General features: G+C 61.2%; 19 protein-coding genes. 8 read left to right on the plus strand and 11 right to left on the minus strand.

The window, feature by feature from the left end:
* Together IE079_RS03100 and IE079_RS03105 are read right to left on the minus strand one after the other, a co-directional pair.
* On the minus strand, window positions 1-747 hold the full coding sequence (locus tag IE079_RS03100) for a DUF2182 domain-containing protein (RefSeq protein ID WP_189572608.1): 747 nt from the start codon (window positions 745-747) through the stop codon (window positions 1-3).
* A 13-nt stretch (window positions 748-760) separates the two neighbouring features.
* On the minus strand, window positions 761-1,366 hold the full coding sequence (locus IE079_RS03105) for a DUF1326 domain-containing protein (RefSeq protein ID WP_189572609.1): 606 nt from the start codon (window positions 1,364-1,366) through the stop codon (window positions 761-763).
* Between the two features lie 184 nt (window positions 1,367-1,550).
* Between IE079_RS03105 and IE079_RS03110 the strand changes: the two genes are divergently transcribed.
* Complete coding sequence (locus tag IE079_RS03110; protein WP_189572611.1) at window positions 1,551-3,503, plus strand: winged helix-turn-helix domain-containing protein; 1,953 nt, start codon at window positions 1,551-1,553, stop codon at window positions 3,501-3,503.
* 171 nt (window positions 3,504-3,674) lie between these two features.
* The gene (locus tag IE079_RS03115; protein ID WP_227712273.1) at window positions 3,675-4,274 is read left to right on the plus strand and encodes a hypothetical protein; all 600 of its coding nucleotides are present in this window, start codon (window positions 3,675-3,677) and stop codon (window positions 4,272-4,274) included.
* Window positions 4,275-4,358: 84 nt separating this feature from the next.
* Here IE079_RS03115 and IE079_RS03120 read toward each other — a convergent pair whose 3' ends face one another.
* The 3 genes from IE079_RS03120 to IE079_RS03130 all read right to left on the minus strand — a co-directional run bounded on the left by IE079_RS03120 (window position 4,359) and on the right by IE079_RS03130 (window position 7,245).
* Window positions 4,359-4,634, minus strand: coding sequence for an ACT domain-containing protein (locus tag IE079_RS03120; protein ID WP_189572613.1), 276 nt, complete (start codon window positions 4,632-4,634; stop codon window positions 4,359-4,361).
* On the minus strand, window positions 4,631-6,331 hold the full coding sequence (gene ilvG / locus IE079_RS03125) for an acetolactate synthase 2 catalytic subunit (RefSeq protein ID WP_189572616.1): 1,701 nt from the start codon (window positions 6,329-6,331) through the stop codon (window positions 4,631-4,633). The genes IE079_RS03120 and ilvG overlap by 4 nt, the downstream gene beginning before the upstream one ends.
* 299 nt (window positions 6,332-6,630) lie before the next feature.
* Window positions 6,631-7,245, minus strand: a complete 615-nt coding sequence (locus IE079_RS03130) for a phosphoribosyltransferase (protein ID WP_227712274.1) — start codon at window positions 7,243-7,245, stop codon at window positions 6,631-6,633.
* An 86-nt stretch (window positions 7,246-7,331) separates the two neighbouring features.
* Here IE079_RS03130 and IE079_RS03135 point away from each other — a divergent pair, with 86 nt between their 5' ends.
* From IE079_RS03135 to IE079_RS03155, 5 genes are all read left to right on the plus strand, one after another.
* Complete coding sequence (locus IE079_RS03135; RefSeq protein ID WP_189572619.1) at window positions 7,332-7,910, plus strand: phosphoribosyltransferase; 579 nt, start codon at window positions 7,332-7,334, stop codon at window positions 7,908-7,910.
* 169 nt (window positions 7,911-8,079) lie between these two features.
* Window positions 8,080-9,222 carry a hypothetical protein gene (locus IE079_RS03140; RefSeq protein WP_227712275.1) on the plus strand — a complete coding sequence of 381 codons (1,143 nt, stop codon included), beginning with the start codon at window positions 8,080-8,082 and terminating at the stop codon, window positions 9,220-9,222.
* 217 nt (window positions 9,223-9,439) lie between these two features.
* Window positions 9,440-9,940, plus strand: coding sequence for a PRC-barrel domain-containing protein (locus IE079_RS03145; RefSeq protein ID WP_189572622.1), 501 nt, complete (start codon window positions 9,440-9,442; stop codon window positions 9,938-9,940).
* 179 nt (window positions 9,941-10,119) lie between these two features.
* Complete coding sequence (locus tag IE079_RS03150) at window positions 10,120-11,127, plus strand: TAXI family TRAP transporter solute-binding subunit (protein WP_189572625.1); 1,008 nt, start codon at window positions 10,120-10,122, stop codon at window positions 11,125-11,127.
* 47 nt (window positions 11,128-11,174) lie between these two features.
* Window positions 11,175-13,337, plus strand: a complete 2,163-nt coding sequence (locus tag IE079_RS03155; protein ID WP_227712276.1) for a TRAP transporter permease — start codon at window positions 11,175-11,177, stop codon at window positions 13,335-13,337.
* A gap of 11 nt (window positions 13,338-13,348) precedes the next feature.
* Here the strand turns inward: IE079_RS03155 and IE079_RS03160 are convergent, their stop codons facing one another.
* The gene (locus IE079_RS03160; protein WP_189572628.1) at window positions 13,349-14,104 is read right to left on the minus strand and encodes a mechanosensitive ion channel family protein; all 756 of its coding nucleotides are present in this window, start codon (window positions 14,102-14,104) and stop codon (window positions 13,349-13,351) included.
* Window positions 14,105-14,272: 168 nt separating this feature from the next.
* On the opposite strand from IE079_RS03160, the gene IE079_RS03165 reads away from it, so the two are divergent.
* A complete protein-coding gene (locus IE079_RS03165) occupies window positions 14,273-15,019 on the plus strand; it encodes a sulfite exporter TauE/SafE family protein (RefSeq protein ID WP_189572631.1) in 747 nt (248 codons plus the stop codon).
* A gap of 114 nt (window positions 15,020-15,133) precedes the next feature.
* On the opposite strand, the gene IE079_RS03170 is transcribed toward IE079_RS03165, so the two are convergent.
* From IE079_RS03170 to IE079_RS03190, 5 genes are all read right to left on the minus strand, one after another.
* A complete protein-coding gene (locus tag IE079_RS03170; RefSeq protein ID WP_189572635.1) occupies window positions 15,134-16,351 on the minus strand; it encodes a BCCT family transporter in 1,218 nt (405 codons plus the stop codon).
* A 213-nt stretch (window positions 16,352-16,564) separates the two neighbouring features.
* Window positions 16,565-18,250, minus strand: coding sequence for a choline dehydrogenase (gene betA, locus IE079_RS03175; protein WP_189572638.1), 1,686 nt, complete (start codon window positions 18,248-18,250; stop codon window positions 16,565-16,567).
* A gap of 106 nt (window positions 18,251-18,356) precedes the next feature.
* A complete protein-coding gene (gene betB, locus IE079_RS03180; RefSeq protein ID WP_189572641.1) occupies window positions 18,357-19,826 on the minus strand; it encodes a betaine-aldehyde dehydrogenase in 1,470 nt (489 codons plus the stop codon).
* 14 nt (window positions 19,827-19,840) lie between these two features.
* On the minus strand, window positions 19,841-20,449 hold the full coding sequence (gene betI / locus IE079_RS03185; protein ID WP_189572644.1) for a transcriptional regulator BetI: 609 nt from the start codon (window positions 20,447-20,449) through the stop codon (window positions 19,841-19,843).
* 170 nt (window positions 20,450-20,619) lie between these two features.
* A complete protein-coding gene (locus IE079_RS03190) occupies window positions 20,620-21,516 on the minus strand; it encodes a radical SAM protein (protein WP_189572993.1) in 897 nt (298 codons plus the stop codon).
* Window positions 21,517-21,813 lie beyond the last annotated feature (297 nt).

Raw genomic sequence — 21,813 nt, forward strand, 5'->3', positions numbered from 1 at the left:
TCACAACACAGCGGATGCCATCATCAAAGTACCCCCGGCGACCAGAGGAATGCCACTGATATACCGCAATCGCCGGGACAGGGCCAGGGGCAGCAGCTTCTCGGCCAGGAAGAAGACGGCCAGGGCCGCCATCCATGCCAGGCTCATCACACCACCTACAAACATCAGCAGCATCAGCGCCCAGCAGCACCCGGTGCAAAAGGCGCCCAGACGCATGCCCATCACCAGGGTGCCGGTGGCACCCTCGCGCCATTCGGTCATGATGAACCCGATGGGCGAACGGCACTGGTCCAGGCAGGCCTGTTTCAGCGGGCTGAACTGGAAGGCTCCGGCCAGCACCAGCAAGGCCCCACCGGGCAATAAGCCGACGTGCCCCATACCGGAGCTCAGTAACTGGCTCTGATACAGTGCCCATTGAGCTATGGCCGCTGCCACCGCGAAGCCGGTCCATACCAGCAGATAGCCTGAGGTGAAAAGCCAGGCCGGTGCGGTGGCTTTACCCCTGCCCGATCGGGACTGACGGATCCGGGAATAGGTCAGTATCATCGGGCTGGCGCTGGGCAGCATCATGGCCACCATCATCACGCTCCACATCGCAGCGTTAACGGCGATGGCGCCGCTGGCTCCCCCGAGGGCAAGATGCGGTGGATGGACCAGGTACCACCATGCCAGCAGGGTCAGCAGTGAGAGGGCAGCCAGCAGGCTTGCCCTTTCCAGCTGGCGCATTCGCGACAGGGTCATCTCCATGGTCGTGTCTCCCTCAGGGTCCGGCATAAGCGAACGGGGAGTAAAAAGCGGTACGCCCACTGTGTTCGATATTGATATCGTGGGATTGGTGCCGCAGGGAACGGGATTCCGCCACGACCAGCGTCTCGCCCGGCGCCACGGCAAACGGGTGGTTGCGGATCGTGACTTCGTTATCCTCCTGGCCTTCCACAGCGGCGACATCCGCCCCGGACTGCTCCCCTACCTTCAGGTGCCGTCGGCCTGGCTCGCTGACGAAGTCCAGAGGTAGCCGTTCGATACCTTTCACTTCGCCGATAAACGATGCCAGCAGTTCCGGATGACCGCCGGCCTGGCCGCCGAATATGGCACCCAGGGCCTCCTGCTGTCGTTCATCCGCGCGTTGGTCAAGATAGAGCACCACGCTCCAGTTGCCCTCGTGCATAGCGCCGGGGGAGTAAATTGCCAGGGCCACATTCAGACCGTCCAGCTGAATGTCATCATAGCGACCGGTGGATATATGCCACCCGACCAGGTCTGTGCAATCACCCTCCGTCGGGTCACCGGTATATATGCAGGGGCAGGCCCCCCGGCATGTGCAACTTTCCAGATACTCACCGTCGATTTTCCATTGGGTTGTCATGGTGTGGCTCCCAGCTGTAATGACTTTGTGTCTTCACTGTCTTTATAAAAGCCATGCCGTCAGCGGGCGTGATGGTCGGATGAGAATGTCGTGAGAATTGCAGCAACCGCCATGGACTCGGCATTGACAAGGGCTGCAGAGCCGGCAATGGGGGATTATCCTGTCAGACAGGGAGGGACTCTTCATGGCACAAAGGATATCCGACCTGATGGCCAGTCAGGCGCAGCAGGCCTTTATAGGCCGTTGCGCGGAAATGGAGTTACTGCGGACCATGCTGTCGGCACAAGGTCCCCGGGTAGCCCACGTGCACGGGATTGCCGGTATCGGCAAGACCGCGCTCCTGGAGCGGTTTGCCACCGAGGCCCGCGGCTCAGGAGCGACGGTCATTCAGCTGGACTGTCGTGGTATCGAGCCTACCGAGTCCGGGTTGCTCAAGGCGTTGGGTGACGCCATTGGGCGGGTGCCAACGGATGCCATGGCCCTGGCGGACCGCCTCGGGGGGCTGGGGGAGACCGTTGTTATCACGTTCGATACCTTCGAGGTGTTCCGTCTGCTGGACAGCTTTCTACGGCAGGTCTTTGTGCCGTCATTGCCTGACAACGTGCGGGTGGTTTTCCTGGGGCGTGAACCGCCAGGCGCACCGTGGCTGGCCATGCCCGGCTGGGGAAGTCTGCTGCTGTCGGTGCCCATGTCGCCCCTCAGCACTGACGAGGCCGCGGAGCTGCTGGTCCGCCTTGGCAGTGAACCGGAAGTGGCGCAACGTATCGCGCGCCTGACCCATGGCCATCCACTGGCACTGAGGCTGGCGGCCGAGGCGGTTCGGGAGCAGCCCGAGGGGCCCCTGTTGCGGGACAGTTCCCTGCTCCATGTGCTGGACGAACTGACCCGGACCTTCCTGGCCGATGTCGGTGACCCGGTGACCCGTCGGGTTCTGGAAGGCGTTGCCCTGACCCGCAGGGCCACCGTCTCCCTGTTACGAGTGCTGTTTCCGGATCTGGCACCTCAGGACGCCTATCAACGCCTTCGTTCGCTGCCGTTTGTGGATGTGGCCGAGGACGGTTTGATCGTCCACGATGCCGTACGCGATCCCATCGCGCGTTCACTCCATGCCAGCGATCCCAGCCGGCATCTGGAATACCGGCGCACCGCCTGGCGGCAGCTGACCTCCGAAGCCGAGACCGCCGGCAGCACCGACCTTTGGCGCTACACGGCGGACATGCTGTATCTGATCGAAAACCCGGTCGTGCGGGAGGCATTCTTTCCCTCTGATACCGCAGAGTACACCGTGGAGCTGGCCAGGCCGGAGGATCATTCGGCACTCATGGACATTACCCGCGCCCATGAGGGCGACACCACCGCTGGCGCCATAAAGCGTTGGCTTCAGCGCCTGCCGCAGTGTTTTTCAGTGGTTCGGGATCAGCACGGTGAGGTTGCCGGATTCTGTTGCAAGCTGCGTTCGGATCAGGTCGAACCGGCCTGGCTGTTGGAAGACCCGATCACCGAACAATGGTTCGAGCACCTCAGGCACCGGCCCATGCCCCGGGGGGAGATTGCCCTGTTTTGCCGGCGCTGGCTGAGCCGGGAGGAGGGCGAGTTACCCAGTGCACCGCAGGCGGCGGCGTGGATCGATCTCAAGCGAACCTATATGGAGCTGCGCCCCCGGCTTCGCCGTGTCTACCTGACGGTCCGGGACCTGCCCGCCTATCAGTCGGTCGCCCTGCGATTGGGATTCGAGGTACTGGAGGATCACCAGGCGACCATGGATGGCCTGGTGTACCACAGCGCTGTTCTGGATTTCGGGCCATCGTCGGTGGATGGGTGGCTGGCGGATCTTGCCGCCGCCGAACTGGGCGTTGAGCGCCCACGTCAGTTGCTGGACACCGAAGCCCGGGAGTTGGTCCTGGACGAGGGCCGCGTGGCGCTGACGCCACTGGAGTTCGGTGTCATGCATCACCTTGAATTGCGCCAGGGCAAGGCGGTCTCCCGCAGCGACCTGCTGCGGGACGTGTGGGGCACCACCTACGAAGGCGGCAGCAACGTGGTCGATGCCGTGGTTCGTACCCTCCGTCGCAAGCTGGGACCCCAGGCCCGCCGTATCGAGACGGTGACCGGGGTCGGGTACCGGTTGAAATCCTAGTTCCGTCAGAGAGCTATCTGCCCTGCCTGCAATCCTCACGATGTTTTCATCGAATCATCACTCCTGTCAGCTGCCACCCGGTTAAAACAGAACCTGAGCCGGGGATGAACCGGCGGAAGGGTATGCCAATCGAGGGCTACCCCGTGGAAAAGCTGGAAAAGGAGAGTCGTCATGAAACTCATGTCGAATACATTCAGGAACCCGGTACACGGCCGCAACCTGGTCGGCGGGATGGTCGCCCTGGTTTGCGGGCTGGGACTGTCGTTCCATGCCATGGCGGATCAGGCAATGATTCGTGAAGCACTGAGCGCGGCCCCGCCCCAGGTGGCCGAGACGGCTACCGTGATCGACCTGGAGGGCAACGTCATACGGGAAGGGGAGGGTGAATATACCTGCCTGCCAGGCCCTCCGGGATTTGCCGGCCCCATGTGCAATGATGAACAGTTCATGAAATGGATGCAGGCCATGATGAACGGCGAGGAAGAGCCACCGACAACCGCAGTGGGCACCTCCTACATGCTTGCCGGTGACTCGCCGGACGGTGGCGCAAGCAACACCGACCCGGCGGCGCGGACACCCACCGCCGACAACCACTGGGTGGTGGAAGGTCCACACGTCATGGTGATCGTTCCGGATGCGGCGTTGCTAGAGAATCTGCCGACAACGCCGGATACGGAGGGCCCCTACGTCATGTGGCCGGACTCCCCCTACGCCCACATCATGTGGCCGGTGGCGGAGCGGCCGAAGCAGCGTAAGGTCAGCAGCAAATAAACCCGGTCTTCGGGGCGCGGGACCACAGTGGGAGGTGGTCCCGCATTTTCGGCTATCCCGTTCTGATCGACCAATAAGGCCGCATCACGCGATATCCCTCTTTTCAGCCAGTTCATTGTCCAGCACCACCGCAACAACCGTCTGCAATTTCTCCAGCTGACTCTGCAACATCCCGATAGGCCGTGAGCCCTCCAGGGTCAGGGCGATATTCAGCGCTTCGCCGCTGCTTTCCATGGTCATTTTCGCAATCCGGAAGCCGCGAATGCGTACCACCTGGCACAGACGTTCCAGGGCGGCAGCCTCATGGGTCATGCGGCAGTATATCTGGTAGCTGGGTGTGTCCTGGGTGTTGGCGTTCATGCCATGTGCTCCTTGTTTGCGGTTCGTTTGCGCTGTGATTCGTCGATGATGTCGGTGTTGCTGGCGCCGGGCTTTACGATGGGCCAGACGTTTTCCTCACGGGCGATGGCCACGTGCAGCAGCATCGGGCCCTGGTAGGCGAGCAGGGTTTCAATGCCCCGGCGGATCTGGTCGTTGCGGTTGATGTGCAGGGCGTGGATGCCGAACGCCTTGGCCATGGTGAGGAAGTCCGGGTTGTCGTCCAGGTCGATCTGGCTTTCCCGGTTGCTGTAGAACAGCTCCTGTTGCTGGCGGACCATGCCCAGGCACTGGTTGTCGAGAATGATCAGCTTCACTGGCAGGTTGTAGCGGCGGATGGTGGCCAGTTCCTGGGCGTTCATCATAAAGGAGCCATCCCCGGTCACGTTGATAACTGTGCTGCTGCGGTCGGCGAACTGTGCGCCGATGGCCGCCGGCAGGCCGAAGCCCATGGTGCCCAGGCCGCCACTGGTCAGGTGATGGCGGGGGCTGGCGAAGCGGTAGTGCTGGGCCACCCACATCTGGTGCTGGCCTACATCGCAGGCGATGACCGTGTCGTCCGGGGTGATTCGCGAAAGCTGGCTGATAAAGGCTGGGCCGATGATGGGGGCGTAGGGATCTTCGTTGTCCGCCGCGTGGAAGCCGCCGGTGGTGTGCCAGGTGCGGCACTGGTGCTGCCATTGTTCGATGTCCAGCGGCTGCGCCTCCATGGCCTGGGTAAACGCCGCAAGAGTGCTGTTCAGCTCCCCGCGCAGGGCAATATCCGCCTGGCGCAGCTTGTTGAGTTCGGCGGCATCGGCGTCGATATGGATCATCCGGGCATTGGGGGCAAAACCGTCCAGCCTGCCGGTGGCACGGTCGTCCAGGCGGGCGCCGATCACCAGCAACAGGTCGCATTCCTCCACCGCCCGATTGGCGGCGCGGGAGCCGTGCATCCCCAGCATGCCCAGGTCGCCGGGATGGCTGGGCCCGGTGTTGCCCAGCCCCTTGAGGGTGGCGACGGCGGGCAGGCCGGAACTTTCCGCAAAGGCCCGGAAGGCCTCCTCGGCATTAGCGAGGGAGACGCCACCCCCGCTGTAGAGCAGAGGCTGACGGGCGCTTCGCAGCATGGCCAGGGCTTCGCTGATATCCACCGGGGCTTCCGGCTCGGCTGACGGGCCCGAAATGCCCCGGGTATCAATCTCGGCGAGCTGGATATCCTTGGGAATATCGATCCATACCGGCCCGGGACGACCGCTGGCGGCCAGCCGGAAAGCCTCCTCCATGATGCCGGGCAGGTCGGCGGCGTCCTCCACCAGGTAGCTGTGCTTGACGATGCCCAGGGTCATGCCCAGCACGTCGGTTTCCTGGAAGGCGTCGGTGCCGATCAGGGCGGAGGGTACCTGTCCGGTGATGACCAGCATGGGGACGGAGTCCCGGTGGGCGTTGGCCACGCCGGTGATCAGGTTGGTGGCGCCGGGGCCGGAGGTGGCGATGCATACGCCCACCTTGCCACTGGCCCGGGCGTAGCCATCGGCGGCCAGGGCGCAGGCCTGCTCGTGGCGGCACAGCACATGCTCCACGCCCACATCATCTACCAGGGCATCGTACAGCGGCATGATACAGCCGCCGGGGTAGCCGAATACGGTGTCGATATGATGGCGGCGAAACGCCTCCAGTATGTGCTGTGCGCCGTTCATGATATTTCCCTTTCGTTTTTCTGGCTGCAAAAAAAAGCCCCCGGGACCTTTCGGTGCCGGGGGCTTCTGGTGTCTTTCGGTCTGTCAGTCAGTCAACCGTCTGTCCACGCAAAAGCCCCCGGGCGGCACCACGACCACCAGGACCAGCTTTACGATGACAACAACGGCGTTCAGGTTCATTGCGTATACATTCGCTGACTGAATTGACGATATGGCTAAAATCTAACCTGAGTAGCGACAGTGGCGCAACCTTTTCTTTCCGGCTTTGCGATTGCAGGCATTCCTGGGGCTTTCTCGCACTACGACTTTACCTGATCGAGAAGCGGACCCAGATAGGGTTTGTGCTCGTCGATCTCCGCCCGCGTCAGACCATTGATCTCATAGGGAAACACCAGCCACTCACCGGTCTGGTGCAGGCAGTAGTCCGGCGATACACCGGTCTTGCCGGCGTCGGGGCGCTGATAGAGCGTGGCGATGCGGGTATCCGCGGGCATGTTGCGTTTGAGCTGGCGGTTGAGCCGGTCAAGAACCGCCGCAACGCTATAGCCGGTGCTGAAGACATCGTCCACTATCAGTAGCCGGTCATCATGGTTGAGGTTATCCAGCAGGTAGTGGGTGCCATGAACCCGGATATTCCGTTCCGGCGAGGCGACCATCTCGTCATAGGCCTGCATACCCCGGTAGGAGGTCCGCAGGGCGATGTGGTCGGTGGCCACCCCCAGGGTCTGCAGGCATTCCTGCACGTAGATGCCAATGGTGCTGCCGCCCCGCCAGAGCCCGACAATGAAGTTGGGCCGGAAACCGCTCTCGTAGACCTGCACGCCAAGGCGGAAGGCGTCTTCGATCAGGGATTCTTCCTCCAGAAAGCGGCGCTGGCGACGGTTGTCGGTGGGGACGGAGGTGGTCGTCATCATGGTCTGCCTGTCATTCGGCGCCTGCGGTTTGAAGCTGGCCGGCGATGGTGGGAATATGGTACCAATCCACAAACAGTAAGAGAGTCATGGCCGCGAAACAATACCTCACTGCCCAGGGCCTGCTGGAAGATGCCTTCGAGTTGGGTGTCCGCATCATGAATTCCGGGTTCCGGCCTACCTTCATGATCGCCGTTTGGCGCGGCGGCGCCCCCGTTGGCATCGCCGTGCAGGAATTCCTGGATTACCACGGCCTGCACACGGACCACATTGCCATCCGCACCTCTTCCTACGAGGGTATTGACCGGCAGAGCAAGGAGGTTCGCGTTCACGGGCTCAATTACCTGGTCAAGCACGTGACCCGGGAAGACGCGTTGCTGATTGTGGATGATGTGTTCGACACCGGACGTTCGGTGCAGGCCATCATCGACGAGCTGAAACAGCGTGCCCGGCTCAACACCCCCCACGACATCCGCGTGGCGGTGCCCTACTACAAGCCGGGCCGCAACGAAGTGGGCTGGGCACCGGATTTCTACCTTCATGAAACCGACGCCTGGCTGAAGTACCCCCATTCCATGGAAGGGCTGACTCCGGAGGAAATCCGCGACAACCGCCCGGCGCTCTACGAGATCCTGGCGCCCCATTTGCCGGATGCCACGAAGTCCTGAAATGACACGGACCATTCCCGTGTGGACTGCGTGAACGGCTTCCACATGACTGACGCACCCCGGGTGACGCCTGACGGTTTTCGGGCAGTATCCGTAGGAGAACCGCGGGCGAGTGCTATAAGCTGAAGAACACTGTTCTCCACTCTGACTTTATGAGCGAGGTTCCCTGTTGAAAACCGCAGCCATCCTGCTCGTACTGGCCATGTTGCTGGCGGCGATCACGGCCGGCATCCATGACCCGCAACCCCTGGAGCACCGGCTGATTCGCGTACAGGCAGAAGAAGCATTCCCGGACGTGGAGGATGTCGGGGAGCTGAACCTGGAACTCCAGGCGGCGCTGCTGGACCTGTCGGAGGATCCGCTGGTATCTCTCAAGGCCCGGGCAGCAGTACTCCGGTATCCGGACATGGCTGCCCGTGTGTTTCCCCTCTTTGCTCCGGAGCCGGAGTTTCAGGATATTCTGCGTCGTTACGGCGAGTCGGTGCTGCCGGCGATCGACTACTTCCTGCAGAATCCGGTGGGCACCATCGAGTCCATGAATACTCTGGCCCGTCACTATGACCAGGTGCGGGACTATATGCAGGGTTTACAGGGTGACAGCGACGATGAAGCCAGCCAGTCCACCGCCTCGGACGAGGCCGGCGTCGACTCCGGCCCGCTTACCCCCGAACAGCGGGGCTGGTACGCCGTGAACTTCATTGACACCGAGGGGCATGGCTTTCTGGGCCAGTTCGAGGTGGGCGAGGATGGTACCGTGCACTGGATCCAGACCGAACGCATCACGGAGGGGGTGACCGACTTTTTCACCAGTGGTATCCGGCGCCTGGAAACCCGGCAGCGCACGGGTGAGGAAATCCGCCTGTCGGATATCGGCTGGGCCTCGGTGGATGTGCTGGTGTTTGCCAGTGCGGTGAAAGTGCTGCGGGCGGGGCGAGCGGTGGCGACGACTACCCGGGGGGCGGGTATATCGACCCGATCCGCGGCCCTGGCGGCTCGTGTCACCGGTGCCGGCCGCCTGGTGCTCCGCAGTGCCCGTTACGCGAGATGGCCGGCGGTCATCGGGGTCGGTTATCTGGTGGTTCGTCACCCGGCGGTGATCAGTGATGTACTGGCGGAAATGGCTGATCTGGTGGGGGTGCCGGGCTGGCTCATGCAATGGGCAGGCTGGACGTTGATCCTGCTACCGTTGCTGGTGCTCGCCCGCTGGCTGCTGATCCCGCTGGCAGCCCTGTTGCGTGCCCTGGTGCCGGTGCTGCTTTGGCTCGGCGGGCGCGCGCGACGACAAGGTGGTCGTCTCAGATTGCGAGCCTGACGGGCGAAGATCTTCTTTGGTACGAAGCTATGCCCCGCGCCCGGGGCTGTCGCCCCGACAATTTTCCCGCCTGCCCATTGCCATACCGTCACTTGGTGACCTGCCTGAGCCCTGTTAGTTTTATTAATAACGTGATCGCTGTCACATCACGGACAAGCGTCCCGGTGCCACAGGCGACGGGGCACTCGAAAGGAATTCAGAAATGCAGGAGTTCACTATGATGCGCACACGTTTGGTTCGAGCAATGGGTATTTCCCTGGTGACCGGTTCCATGGCATTCGCCATGTCGGCTCACGCTGCTACACAGGGTCTTTATTCGGCAGACGATCTGCTGGATTCGGATGTCCACGACAGCACCGGTGAGGAAATCGGTGAGGTAGAGGACATCCTCATGGATGACGGTATGTCGGTACACTCACTGGTGATCGAGACCGGTGAGGTGCTGGGCCTGGGTGGTACTGAAATCGTCGCGGAGCGAGGCACTTTTAGGGTACTCCGGGAGAACGATGACGACGATTTCGATGACCGGGAGTACGAAGTCCACCTGGAAGCAACCCAGGAAGAGATCAAAGAGCTACCGGAATACGACGAAAGCTGGTGGAACGAGACCAGTGAAGCCCTGGCCCAGGCCTGGGAGAATACCAAGGAAGTCAGTGAGAGCGCCTGGGAAAACACCAAGCAGGCTACGTCTTCAGCCTGGTACAACATCACCAACTGATCTGCCGAAGCGCCCCTCGGGGCGCTTTCAGCCTCTTTCTTCTCTTTCCTTATTAAATAATTCATTGATACCCGCCTAAAGTCTAAGATCCCGAAATGGAAGTCCGAACCTGTCTGGTCTAGATTTATCTGGATAACAACACCCGTAAAATCGCTCAGACCAGCAATAAGGATGTTCCCATGCGAAAGCGCTCTCTCCTGAAGTTCGCCACCAGCCTGCTTGTTTCCTCATCTCTTGGCATTTCGCTCTCTGCACAGGCCGAAGGCCAGTACATCATGGGCACCGCCACCACTGGTGGTACCTATTACCCGGTGGGCGTGGCCATCTCCACGCTGATCAAGGTCAAACTGGAACCAACCGAAAACATCTCCCTGTCCGCCATCAGCTCCGCCGGGTCCGGCGAGAACCTCAAGCTGATGGACGAGGACCAGGCCCAGTTCGGCATCCTCCAGGGGCTCTATGGCGCCTGGGCGTGGGATGGCAGCGGCCCGGTGCCCAAGGCCTACAAGAACATGCGGTCAGTCTCCATGCTGTGGCAGAACGTGGAGCACTTCGTGATCCGCAGTGAGATGGCCGATTCCGGCACCATTTCCGATATGGAAAACCTCTACGGGGAGAGCTTCTCCATTGGCGCCCGTAATTCCGGCACCGAGGGCTCGGGCCGGTTCATCCTCGGTAATGTCGGCATCAACCTGGATAAGTTGGACATGGCCTACATGGGCTATGGTCCCAGTGCTGAGGCCTTGCAGAATGGGACCATCAACGGCATGAACATTCCCGCCGGCGTGCCGGCGTCAGCGGTTACCCGGGCCTACGCCAATATGGGCGACGAGATTGTCACCCTCAATTTCACTGAGGAACAGCTGGCCGAAGTGAACAGTAACTTCGACCTGTGGTCCGCTTACGAGATCCCTGCCGACACCTACCCGAACCAGGACGAAGTAATCAACACTATCGCCCAGCCGAACATTCTGGCGGTGCGGGAAGACGTCTCCGAGGAAGATGTCTATCAGATTACAAAGACTATCTACGAGAACCTGCCGTTCCTGAACAATATCCACGCGGCGACCAAAGCCATGGCCCTGGAAAAGGCCATCGTGGGTCTGCCCATGCCCCTGCACCCGGGCGCCCAGCGTTTTTATGAGGAGCAGGGCATCGACATACCGGATCGCCTGAAAGCTCAGTAAATCGGTGAATGTGACAGCAAACCTGCCGGCATGAAAGGAAGCCGTAAGTGACGGAACCGCGCAGTGATAACGCCGGGTCGGAGGCCCGGCTGGACAAGATCCGCGAGGAAAGCCCCAGGGAGGCAGCCGAGCGCCTGGATCACCCGGTCATTGGCCGGGTGATCTTCGTGCTGGCGATTGGCATTGCCCTGGTCCACCTCTGGTTCAACACCTTCTCGACCCTGTCAACGCTATGGACCTCGGCTCTGCACTTTGGCCTGTTCGGCCTGCTCTGTGCCCTGGCCATGCCCCTGATCCGCAGCGAGCGGCCCGGGGTGCAAAGAGCGGTGTTCTGGCTGGACCTGGTGCTGGGGCTGGCTGCTTTGGGATGCGCGCTATACCTCATGGGGTTCGAGGATGCGCTCTATGATCGGGGCGTCACCTTCTCCACCGCGGACTGGGTGGTGTCGGTCACCGCCGTGGTTCTGGTACTGGAGTTCGCCCGCCGCACCACCGGCTGGTTCATTCCCTGCCTGTGCATTGTCGCGCTCACCTATGTGGCCTGGTGGGGACAATATGTCGAGGGGATGTTCAACTTTCCGGGACTGACCTGGGAGACGGTGCTCTTCCGATCCTTTATCGGGGGGCAGGGCATGCTGGGTTCCATTGCCCGCATTTCCTGGACCTACGTATTCATGTTCATCCTGTTCGGCGCCTTCCTGGTTAAGTCGGGGGCGGGGGATTTCATCATCGATCTGGCTCGTTGTGCCGCCGGTCGTTTCATCGGCGGGCCCGGGTTCGTGGCGGTGTTCTCCTCCGGGCTGATGGGCTCAGTATCCGGCTCCAGCGTTGCCAATACCGTGTCCACCGGCGTCATTACCATCCCGCTGATGCGCAAGGCCGGGTTTCCGGCCCGTTTTGCCGCGGGTGTCGAGGCTGCCGCGTCCACCGGTGGCCAGCTGATGCCGCCGGTGATGGGGGCCGGGGCGTTTATCATGGCCTCCTACACCCAGGTGTCCTACCTCACCATCATCGGCGTCGCGGCGCTGCCGGCGTTGCTGTACTTCCTGTCCGTGGCCATGTTCGTTCGCATCGAGGCCAAGCGCAGTCATGCGGTGAAGTTGGAGGACGAGGACGCAGAGACGTTTGGCCAGGTGCTCAAGGGTGGCTGGCATTACCTGCTGCCCCTGGTGGTGCTGGTGGCGTCACTGATTTACGGCTTCACGCCCACCTATGCGGCGGGTATTGCGATTGTCTCCGTGGTGGTGGCGTCCTGGATTGCCCGCAAGCCGATGACCCTCACCGATATCCTCGAGGCCCTGGCCCAGGGTACCCGCAACATCATGACCACGGCGATCCTGCTGATCACGGTGGGGCTGATCGTGATGGTGATTTCCACCACCGGTATCGGTAACACTTTCTCGCTGATGATCACCGAATGGGCCGGTGGCAGTCTGCTGATAACCATCGTGCTGGTGGCGCTGGCCTCGCTGATCCTGGGCATGGGGCTGCCGGTGACGGCGGCGTATATCGTGCTGGCGACCCTGTCGGCCCCGGCCATCTACCAGTTGATTGCCCAGAGCCAGCTGATTGACCTGATGGCCAGCGGCAACCTGCCGGAGCAGGCCCGGGCGGTGTTCATGCTGGCCTCCCCCGAGGCGGCGGAACTGCTCAGCGCGCCCATGGAAAGGGCGCAGGCCGTTGCCATGCTGGCGGAGGTGCCGGCGAACTTCAGCGGGCAGCTGCTGGAGCAGGCGTTGTCGCCCCACGCCATTACCATGGCGCTGGTGGCCGCCCACATGATCATCTTCTGGCTGTCCCAGGACTCTAACGTGACTCCGCCGGTCTGCCTGACCGCCTTTGCCGCGGCCGCCATTGCCGGCACCCCGGCCATGCGCACCGGGCTGACGGCGTGGAAAATCGCCAAGGGTCTGTACATCGTGCCGCTGCTGTTTGCCTATTCCCCGCTGATTTCGGGCACACCGCTGGAGATGCTCAAGGTGTTCACCTTTGCCCTGTTCGGCCTCTACGCCATTATTGCGGGCCTGGAAGGCTATCTGGAACACCCGCTGAAGTGGTGGCTTCGTGTGCTGATGTTCCCTGTCGGCGCCTTGATGTTATGGCCCCACGGCATGATCCTGATTGATCTGGCGGGGCTGGTAATCTTTGTCGCCTTGCTGGTGTGGAGCGCGCGCCGCACATCCGGCCCAGGCGTGGCTGCGCCGGCGTAGGGCGCAGGAAATCAGGTCTCGTTGGCGGCCGCTCCGTTGTCGTTGGGGATCATGGTGAAGATGTTGTCCCGGGTCCGCAGCCAGGTGGTGCGGAAGGCGATCTTCTGCACCTTGCCTTCCTGGTCGTTGATGCGCACCCAGTCGCCGATGCGGAAGGGCCGCTCGATCAGCAGGGTCACGCCAGCGATAAAGTTCGACAGCGTGGACTGGGCGGCAAAGCCTACGGCGATGCCGACAATGCCAAGGCCGGCAATGATGGACCATACATCGAAGCCGAACTGTGCCATCACAGTGACGGCGCCCAGTACCAGAAATAACACCGAGACGGAGTTCTTGAGCAGCTGTTCCAGGGATGGGTCAATACGATGCCGGTCAAGGGCCCCCACAATGGTCCGGGCCACCAATACCCAGCCCACGTAGAAGCCCAATGCCATGAGGCCGCCCCGGGCGATGCTCTTCAGGAGGACGGCATCACCGCCATACTGGGCGACAACGGCGACCATTATGGCAAGCGCGACAAGGTACTGAAGCGACGTTCTTACTGACAGGTAGAGGTTGTTCAACCGTTGCTGCCGACCCAGCGTGGCTTTCAGGACCAGGCTGAGCAGTACGTAGATCAGTGAGGCAATAGCGACCAGTATCAGTGTGACCAATAGCTGGCCTGACACCCACACCAGCGCATGCTGCCAGTCCATTTCGGTGATACCAAGCGCATTGGCGGTATCGCGCAAGTTGCCTGAAAGCTGGTCCTTGAGGCTACTCCACATGAAGGTTTCCTGGTTGCGTTTCGTTGGTGTCGGGATATCACATGATAGTCTTTATATCCCATGAAGGGCGATCACGCGCTTCTTTGTCGGCTCGGGCACGGCTTCTGATAGCACCGGAGGTACCCGAGCTCGTGGTACCTACCTGCATGGAGGAGGGGAGCAGCGACTATGACGATGTTGGAAATGGCGGCCCTGGTGGCCATTGGCGGCCTGGCCGGTTTCATCAACGTGCTTTCCGCAGGCGGCTCCATGCTGACGCTGCCCATGCTGATGTTCCTGGGCCTGCCGGCACAGGTGGCCAACGGCACCAACCGGGTGGCCATCACCCTGCAGAGCGTGACCGCCGTGGGCAGTTTTTTCCGCGCCGGGCACAGCAACCTGGCGGTGAGTATTCGTCTGGCCATTCCCGCCGTGGCCGGTTCCCTGCTGGGTGCCTGGACCGCCACCTGGATTCCCCAGGCCATCTTCGAGGGAGTGCTGATCGCCGCCATGATCGGCTCCTCGGTATTCATGCTTTTGCCCCAGCCGGGGCTGGACACGCGGCCACTGACACCGGACCGGCTGGGCGTCGTGGAATACTGCGCGTTGTTCCTGATCGGGTTGTACGGTGGGTTTATCCAGGTGGGGGTAGGCGCCCTGTTCATCGTGGTGCTCTACCGTATGCTGAAAATCGATCTGCCCCAGGTGAACGTGATCAAGGTGTTCATCATCCTGGTCTACACTCTGCCGGCGCTGGCCATTTTCGCCCTCAAGGGGCAGGTGTTGTGGGCCACGGGCGTGATACTAGCTCTGGGCAACATGGCCGGTGCCATGATGGCGGTGCGGGTCAACCTGAGTGCCAGGGGCGCCCAATGGATCAAGTGGCTGACCCTGGCCATGGTAGTGGCGATCCTGGTGCGGCTGATTTTTTATTAGTGATTCCTTTCAGGAAAACTGACTGGGGAAAGCACTGGATCCGCAGACAGAAAAAACCCGGGGCGGGCCCCGGGTTTGTCTCGTCGGGCACCCCGCGGTAGCGGGGGCCGGGAATCAGTCCGCCATTTCGACCTTGTGGAAATCCAGGACATTTCCCTCAGGAGAGCTGTCGATGGCGGCGACCTCACTGCGCCTTCTCAGCAGAATGTAGGCAAAGCAGCCGAAGTACAGGGCGATGACCAGGGCTCCTACCCACTGGATGCGCAGGAAGTCGAGCTGGAAGAGCATGGTCAGGCCCACCAGAGCAACAAGGTTGAAAATCACATAGTTGATCCGGCCAAGCCGCTGAGCGGTCAGGTTCAGGTTGTCCGTGTACAGTCGAATCAGTGAATCCAGCGAGTTCACTACCATCAGCACACCCACCGATATCATCGCGATGTTGGTAAATGCCGCCACCTGCAGACCTTCAGCATGGTAGTAGTAGAGCACACTGAACCAGACGCCAATGGCAATAGATGGTATCGCCAGCATGGCAATCAGCAGCTGCCAGGTCCGGATGCCGCTGACAAACCGTGCGGTGAACTGGCCGATCATGATGCTCCAGGAGAACCACCAGAAAAGATAGAACTCGTGGTAGTCATTGATGGGCAGGACGAAATGCTGGAGGTTGGTGAAGTAACCGCCCAGCATACTGGCGGTGCCGAAAAAGTCTGACGGTGAGCCCTGGCCAAGCACGAAGGCCCGGAACCACATGCCCACGATCAGGGCGATAAACAGTACGCTGGAACCCACGCTCAGTATCCGTACGTACTTGATTTTGGAGCTGGAATACACCGCCAGGGCAATGGAGGCGAGCACAATGGCATAAAATGCCGGCACAACGGTTTCACCATCACCCAATTGTGGCAGGTACCAGGGCAGATTCGAGAGCAGCAGAAATGCCGTGAAGGCGCAGGTGCCGATGATGACCACGTTGTTGATCACCTTCACCACAGGAATCTCGAAGAACCCTACCCTGGGCTCGATAATGGCGAAATAGAAGCAGGTGAGAAAGTAGAACCCCCATATCAGGAAGGCCCAGAAGCCAAATTCGATGGCCAGCGGGTTGGCGAAGCCGTACTCGGGGTTAGCCGCCGTATCCCCGTAACCTGCGAATTCCGTCAGCGGGAACATGATAAGCCCTACGTCGAGTCCCGAGGTGAACAGGATGGCAATGAACGTCAGGGTGTGTACCGGCGTGACGCCGATGCACCGGATGTCCCACCATTTGTACAGGATCAACGCAATGGCGGCGAAGGTAAAAATCAGGCCTGTGGATAACCAGAGTGTCATGCGCTGCACCTCCGGTTGTGGGTCATCATTATCATGAACAGCATGGGTGTTCCTCCTCTACTTGGTAAGCGATGCTTCGTTCGAATCGGACACAAACCCGGGACTTTCCTATCCGGCGCCCGAAAACGGCGGGATGCCGTCGCGCTGATAGGGAAATCCTGAGGGCTTGCTATAAACCGGGCGAGTTGCTCGCCCGGACCGGGGCTGCGGGCGTTAAGTGACCGCCCGCCTGGCGTTTCCGGGACGTTGGCGTGCCTGCCACTGCTCGTCCATGACGACCGGCACGTCCGCAGATTGCAGGGGCTCCCTGCCCCGGATCAGGTCGGCGGCCCGTTCCGCCACCATGATGGTGGGGGCGTTCAGGTTGCCGTTGGGAATGGTCGGGAAGATGGATGAGTCCACCACCCTGAGGTTGCTGATACCGTGAACCCGTGTTTCCGGGTCCACCACCGCCAGCTCGTCGGTGCCCATCTTGCAGGAGCAGGACGGATGGTAGGCGCTTTCCACCGCCTGGCGGACAAAGGCGTCGATTTCCTCGTCGCTCTGTACCTGTTCCCCGGGCTGGATTTCCGCACCCCGGTACTCGTCCATGGCGGGCTGACTGATGATTTCCCGGGTCAGGCGCACACAGTCGCGGAAGCCTTCCCGGTCTGCCTCTTGCTGCAGGTAGTTGAAGCGGATGCTTGGCGGCTGTTTCGGGTCGGCGGATTGCACGTGCACAAAACCGCGGCTTTTCGGCTTGTTGTGGCCGACATGCAGCTGGAAGCCGTCACCCTCGAAGGCCTCCTTGCCATCATAGCGCATGGCCGCTGGCAGGAAGTGGTACTGCAGGTCCGGCCATTCGATGCCCGCTTTCGAGCGGATAAAGCCGCAGGATTCGAAGTGGTTGGTGGCACCCAGACCGTCCTTCTTGAGGATCCAGCGCACGCCGATCTTGAGCTTGTTCCACCAGTCCAGCCTGCGGTTGAGGGACACCGGCTGCTTGCAGCGGAACTGGAAATAGAACTCCAGGTGGTCCTGCAGGTTCTCTCCCACGCCAGGCAGTTCATGGTTCACCCCGATACCCGCCTGTTCCAGCACTTCCCGATTGCCAATGCCGGACAGTTGCAGCAGGTGCGGGGAGCCGATGGAACCAGCGCAGAGGATGACTTCCCCGGTTGCTGTCACATCGTGGACCTTGCCGCCCTGCTCGTAGCGAACGCCGGTGGCGGTCTTGCCGTCGAGCAGCACCCTGTGCACCAGGGCGTGGGTGACCACGGTCAGGTTGGGGCGGGCCATGGCCGGGCGCAGGTAGGCGTTGGCGGTGGACCAGCGACGACCGTTCTTCACGGTCATGTGCATGGCCCCGAAGCCTTCCTGGCGGGCGCCGTTATAGTCATCAGTCTCGAAGTAGCCGGCGTCGACGCCGGAGCGAACAAATGCCGAGTACAACGGGTTCTGCATATTGTTGCCGTTGTTTACGCCCAGTGGGCCCTGGTCGCCTCGGTAATCGTCACCGCCGAAGGCCCAGGTTTCGGACTTCCTGAAGTACGGCAGCACATTGCGATAGTGCCAGCCGTCCGCGCCGCCAGCGTGCCACTCGTCGAAGTCCCGGGCGTGGCCCCGCACATAGACCATGCCATTGATGGAGGAGGACCCGCCAAGCACCTTGCCCCGGGGGCAGTGCATGCGGCGGTTATCCAGCCAGGGCTCGGGCTCGGTCTCAAACTGCCAGGCGTATTTTTTGGTGTTCATGGGAATGGACAGGGCGGTGGGCATCTGGATGAAGATGCTCTTGTCGCTGCCGCCGGTTTCCAGCAGCAATACCTTTTTATCGCTGTCCTCGGTGAGGCGGTTGGCCAGCACGCAGCCGGCGGAACCCGCGCCCACAATGATGTAGTCGTATTGGTTTTCTTTCATACAAATCCTCACTCGCTGTTGAGCGGCGTCCCGCAGGCGTATCTCAACCAGCACCGATGTAAACCGGTGTGGTTGGCGTCCGTGCCTGCGGGCTGGAAATCAGGCTTCAGAAGGGAGCGTCGAGATCTTCCATTCCCACGTACACCGCCTTCAGCTGGGTGTAGTGGGCCAGGGTTTCGCGGCCGTTCTCGCGGCCCACGCCGGAGAGCTTGTAGCCACCGACCGGCATTTCCGCCGGAGAGGCGCCGTAGCTGTTAATCCAGCAGATGCCGGCCTGTATACGGTGGGTCACCCGGTGGGCCCGGCGGATATCATTGGTGAACACGCCGGCGGCCAGGCCGGTATCGACATTGTTGGCGCGGGTGATGACTTCGTCTTCGTCGGAGAAGGTCAGCACTGACATCACCGGTCCGAAGATCTCTTCCTTCACAATGGTCATATCGTCGGTGCAGTCGGTGAAGATGGTGGGCTCCACGAAGTAGCCACCTTTGGAGTCTTCCGGTTCGAAGGCCCTGCCGCCGTGGCTCAGGGTGGCGCCTTCCGCCTGGCCTCTGGCGATGTAATCCAGCACCAGGTCCCGGTGGCCGGCGGAGATCAGCGCGCCGTAGTTGGTGTCCGGGTTCATGGGGTCGCCGGGCAGGATGTTGTTACGGGTGCGCGCCAGCAGCCGCTCCATGAAGCGGGGGTAGATGTCCTCATGCACAAACACCCGGGTACCATTGGTGCAGATCTCTCCCTGGGTGTAGAAATTACCCATCATGGCGGCGGACACGGCGTTTTCCAGGTCGGCGTCGTTGAAGATAATCAGCGGTGACTTGCCACCCAGCTCCATGGTGACGTCCTTGAGAGTAGTGGCTGCGGCCGCCATGACCTTCCGGCCGGTACCCACTTCGCCGGTGAAGGAGACCTTGGCGATGTCCGGATGATGGGTCAGCCAGCTGCCTACCTCGGCAGCACCATGGACCACGTTAAAGACGCCGGCCGGCACGCCGGCCTCGGTGTAGATCTCAGCCAGGCGCATGGCGCCCATGGGCGTTTCTTCCGACGGCTTGAAGATCATGGCATTGCCGGTGGCCAGGGCGGGCGCGGACTTCCAGCAGGCGATCTGGATCGGGTAGTTCCAGGCACCAATGCCGGCGCAGATCCCCAGGGGTTCCCGGCGGGTGTAGTAGAAGTCGCCGCCCAGATCCTGCTGGTTACCCTCCATGGAAGGCACCAGGCCGGCAAAGAACTCGAGGGTGTCGGCGCCGGTGACCACGTCCACCGCTTCCGCTTCCTGCCAGGGCTTGCCGGTGTCCAGTACTTCGGTGCGGGCCAGGTCGTTGTTACGCTCCCGCAGCAGAGCCACGGCCCGCAGCAGAATGCGGCTGCGCTCCACCGCCGGCATGGCGGACCAGTCCGCAAAGCCGGCGCGGGCGCTTTCGATGGCCGCCCGCTGGATGGATTCGTCCGCTACCTCTACCTCGTAGATCACCTTGCCGGTGGCAGGGTTGACCACCGGGAAGGTCTCGCCACTGGCATTGGCCAGGAAACGGCCATGAACATAGTTCTGGTAAACAGGAATGGCGCTGGGCATGGTGATCGGTATCCCTAATTCGTTGAATTCGTAGCCCCGGCGTCGGCCAGGGTCTGTTCGATAAACTGTTTGATCAGCCGCTCGCCGGCCTCGAAGCTTTCAGTTGGGTCGAGGCTCAGGGCGCTTCGCAGCCAGAAGCCATCAATCATCGCCGCCGTCTGCCGCGCAGCCTCGGTCGCCTGTTCTGGCGGCAGTACCTGAACAAAGGAATAGCGCAGGTTGCTGTACAACCGGGCGTTGTTGATCTGCTGCAGGCGCTTGAGACCGGGCTCGTGCATGGAGCGGGCCCAGAAGCTGAGCCAGGTCTTGGCGGCCAGTGCCGAGCGCTGGAAATCGGAGAAGTTGGCCTCGACAATGCAGGCCAGCCGTTGCTCAGGTGAGCCATCGGTATGGGCCATGCGTTCCCGCAGTTCCCGGCCCAGCTGTTCCAGCAGATAGCGTAGTGCCGCCTCGATCAGCCCCTGCTTGCCGCCGAAGTAGTGGCTGATAATGCCCGAGGACATGCCTGCCCGTTTGCTGATGCTGACAATCGTGGTGTTCTGCATGCCAAGCTCGGCGATGGACGCCATGGTCGCCTCGATAAGTTGCTGTTTTCTTGTGTCTTTCACCCCAACAATCGGCATTGCTTTCCTCGGCAACCTTTATTAATTGAACGTTCAATTAAAATAAAGGCTACCGAACGCACGACGGTCTTGCAAGGTTTGTGGGCAACAAGTGAGCAGGTGAGGGCGGGGAAAGGCTGCAGGAAGGGCTCAGCCGTGGGTTTCAGCCACGGCCAATGGCGGGGCCGGCTTCACAACCCCCGCACCCATTCCGGCCGCAGGCGGGCGCGTTCCGGCGTGCTGATAGCGGTACGCACCTGCTCCAGCATGCGTTCCTTGTCCCGCCCCAGGGTGCCCTTGAGAACCAGGTAGTTGGAGGCATGGTCGCTGCGGAAGATGGTGTGGTCCAGCTCCAGGTTCTCCAGCAGCTTTTGCGCCTCCAGGAACAGCTCATGCTGGTCCAGGGGTTCGAAGTCCGGGAACTGCTCCTTGTAGCGTTCCATGCCCTGGGGAAAGCTGACCACCAGGGTGGAGAGGAATTCCGGCTGAGTGTCGTTCATCAGCTTCGCCGAGTTGACGGCGTGCTGTTCACTCAGGCTTTTGCCGCCCAGGCCGTTGAGAACCATTACCGAGCGCTTGATACCGGCCTCGCCGATTTTGAGCAGGGCGTCCCTGGTGGACTCGTAGGTTTCGCCCTTGTTGACCCGCCGCAGCACCTCATCGTCACCGGATTCGGCACCAATATAGAGCATGTGCAGCCCGGCATCGTGCAATTCCTTCAGTTCCGCCACCGATTTACGCTTCAGGTTGCGGGGCAGGCAGTAGGAGGTAACCCGATGAACATCCGGCAGATGTTCGCGGATGGCCTCCAGAATCCGCAGCAGACGCTTGGTAGGCAGGATCATTGCATCACCATCGGCAAGGAAGACCCGCTGGACGATCAGGCGCTCTCCGCACTTGCGGATTTCCTCCAGCACCTCGTCTTCATCCCGGGCGCGGAATTTCTTCTGGGGGTCGGTGTACATCTCGCAGAAGGTGCACTTGTTCCAGGAACAGCCGTTGGTCACCGGCAAAATCAGTGAGTTGGCCTCGCTGGGCGGGCGAAACACAGGTTCGACGTAGTTGATGGGGAATTCATACATGGTCAGACAGCTCCCGGGGGTGACTCAGAACGGTCATACAGGTTAGCGAATATGGAGACGACAGTGAAACCGGGAACAGATGGCAGGCGAGGATACCTGACAGCCTGGTAATCCCGTCGCATTGAAATCAGCGGGGGCTCACCCCATTTTGGACGGGCAGTAAACGCTTATCTCGTACCGGGAGCCATGGACATGACACCCGGTGGCTGTGGTTTATAGGCGGTACCTATGAGCCAATTAAAGTTAATCAATTTGAGGAATAAAGATAGAGAGTTTATCTTGGTCACCTCAATCAACTTGAAG

The organism is Marinobacter zhanjiangensis, assembly GCF_014651935.1.
Taxonomy (GTDB): Bacteria; Pseudomonadota; Gammaproteobacteria; order Pseudomonadales; family Oleiphilaceae; genus Marinobacter; species Marinobacter zhanjiangensis.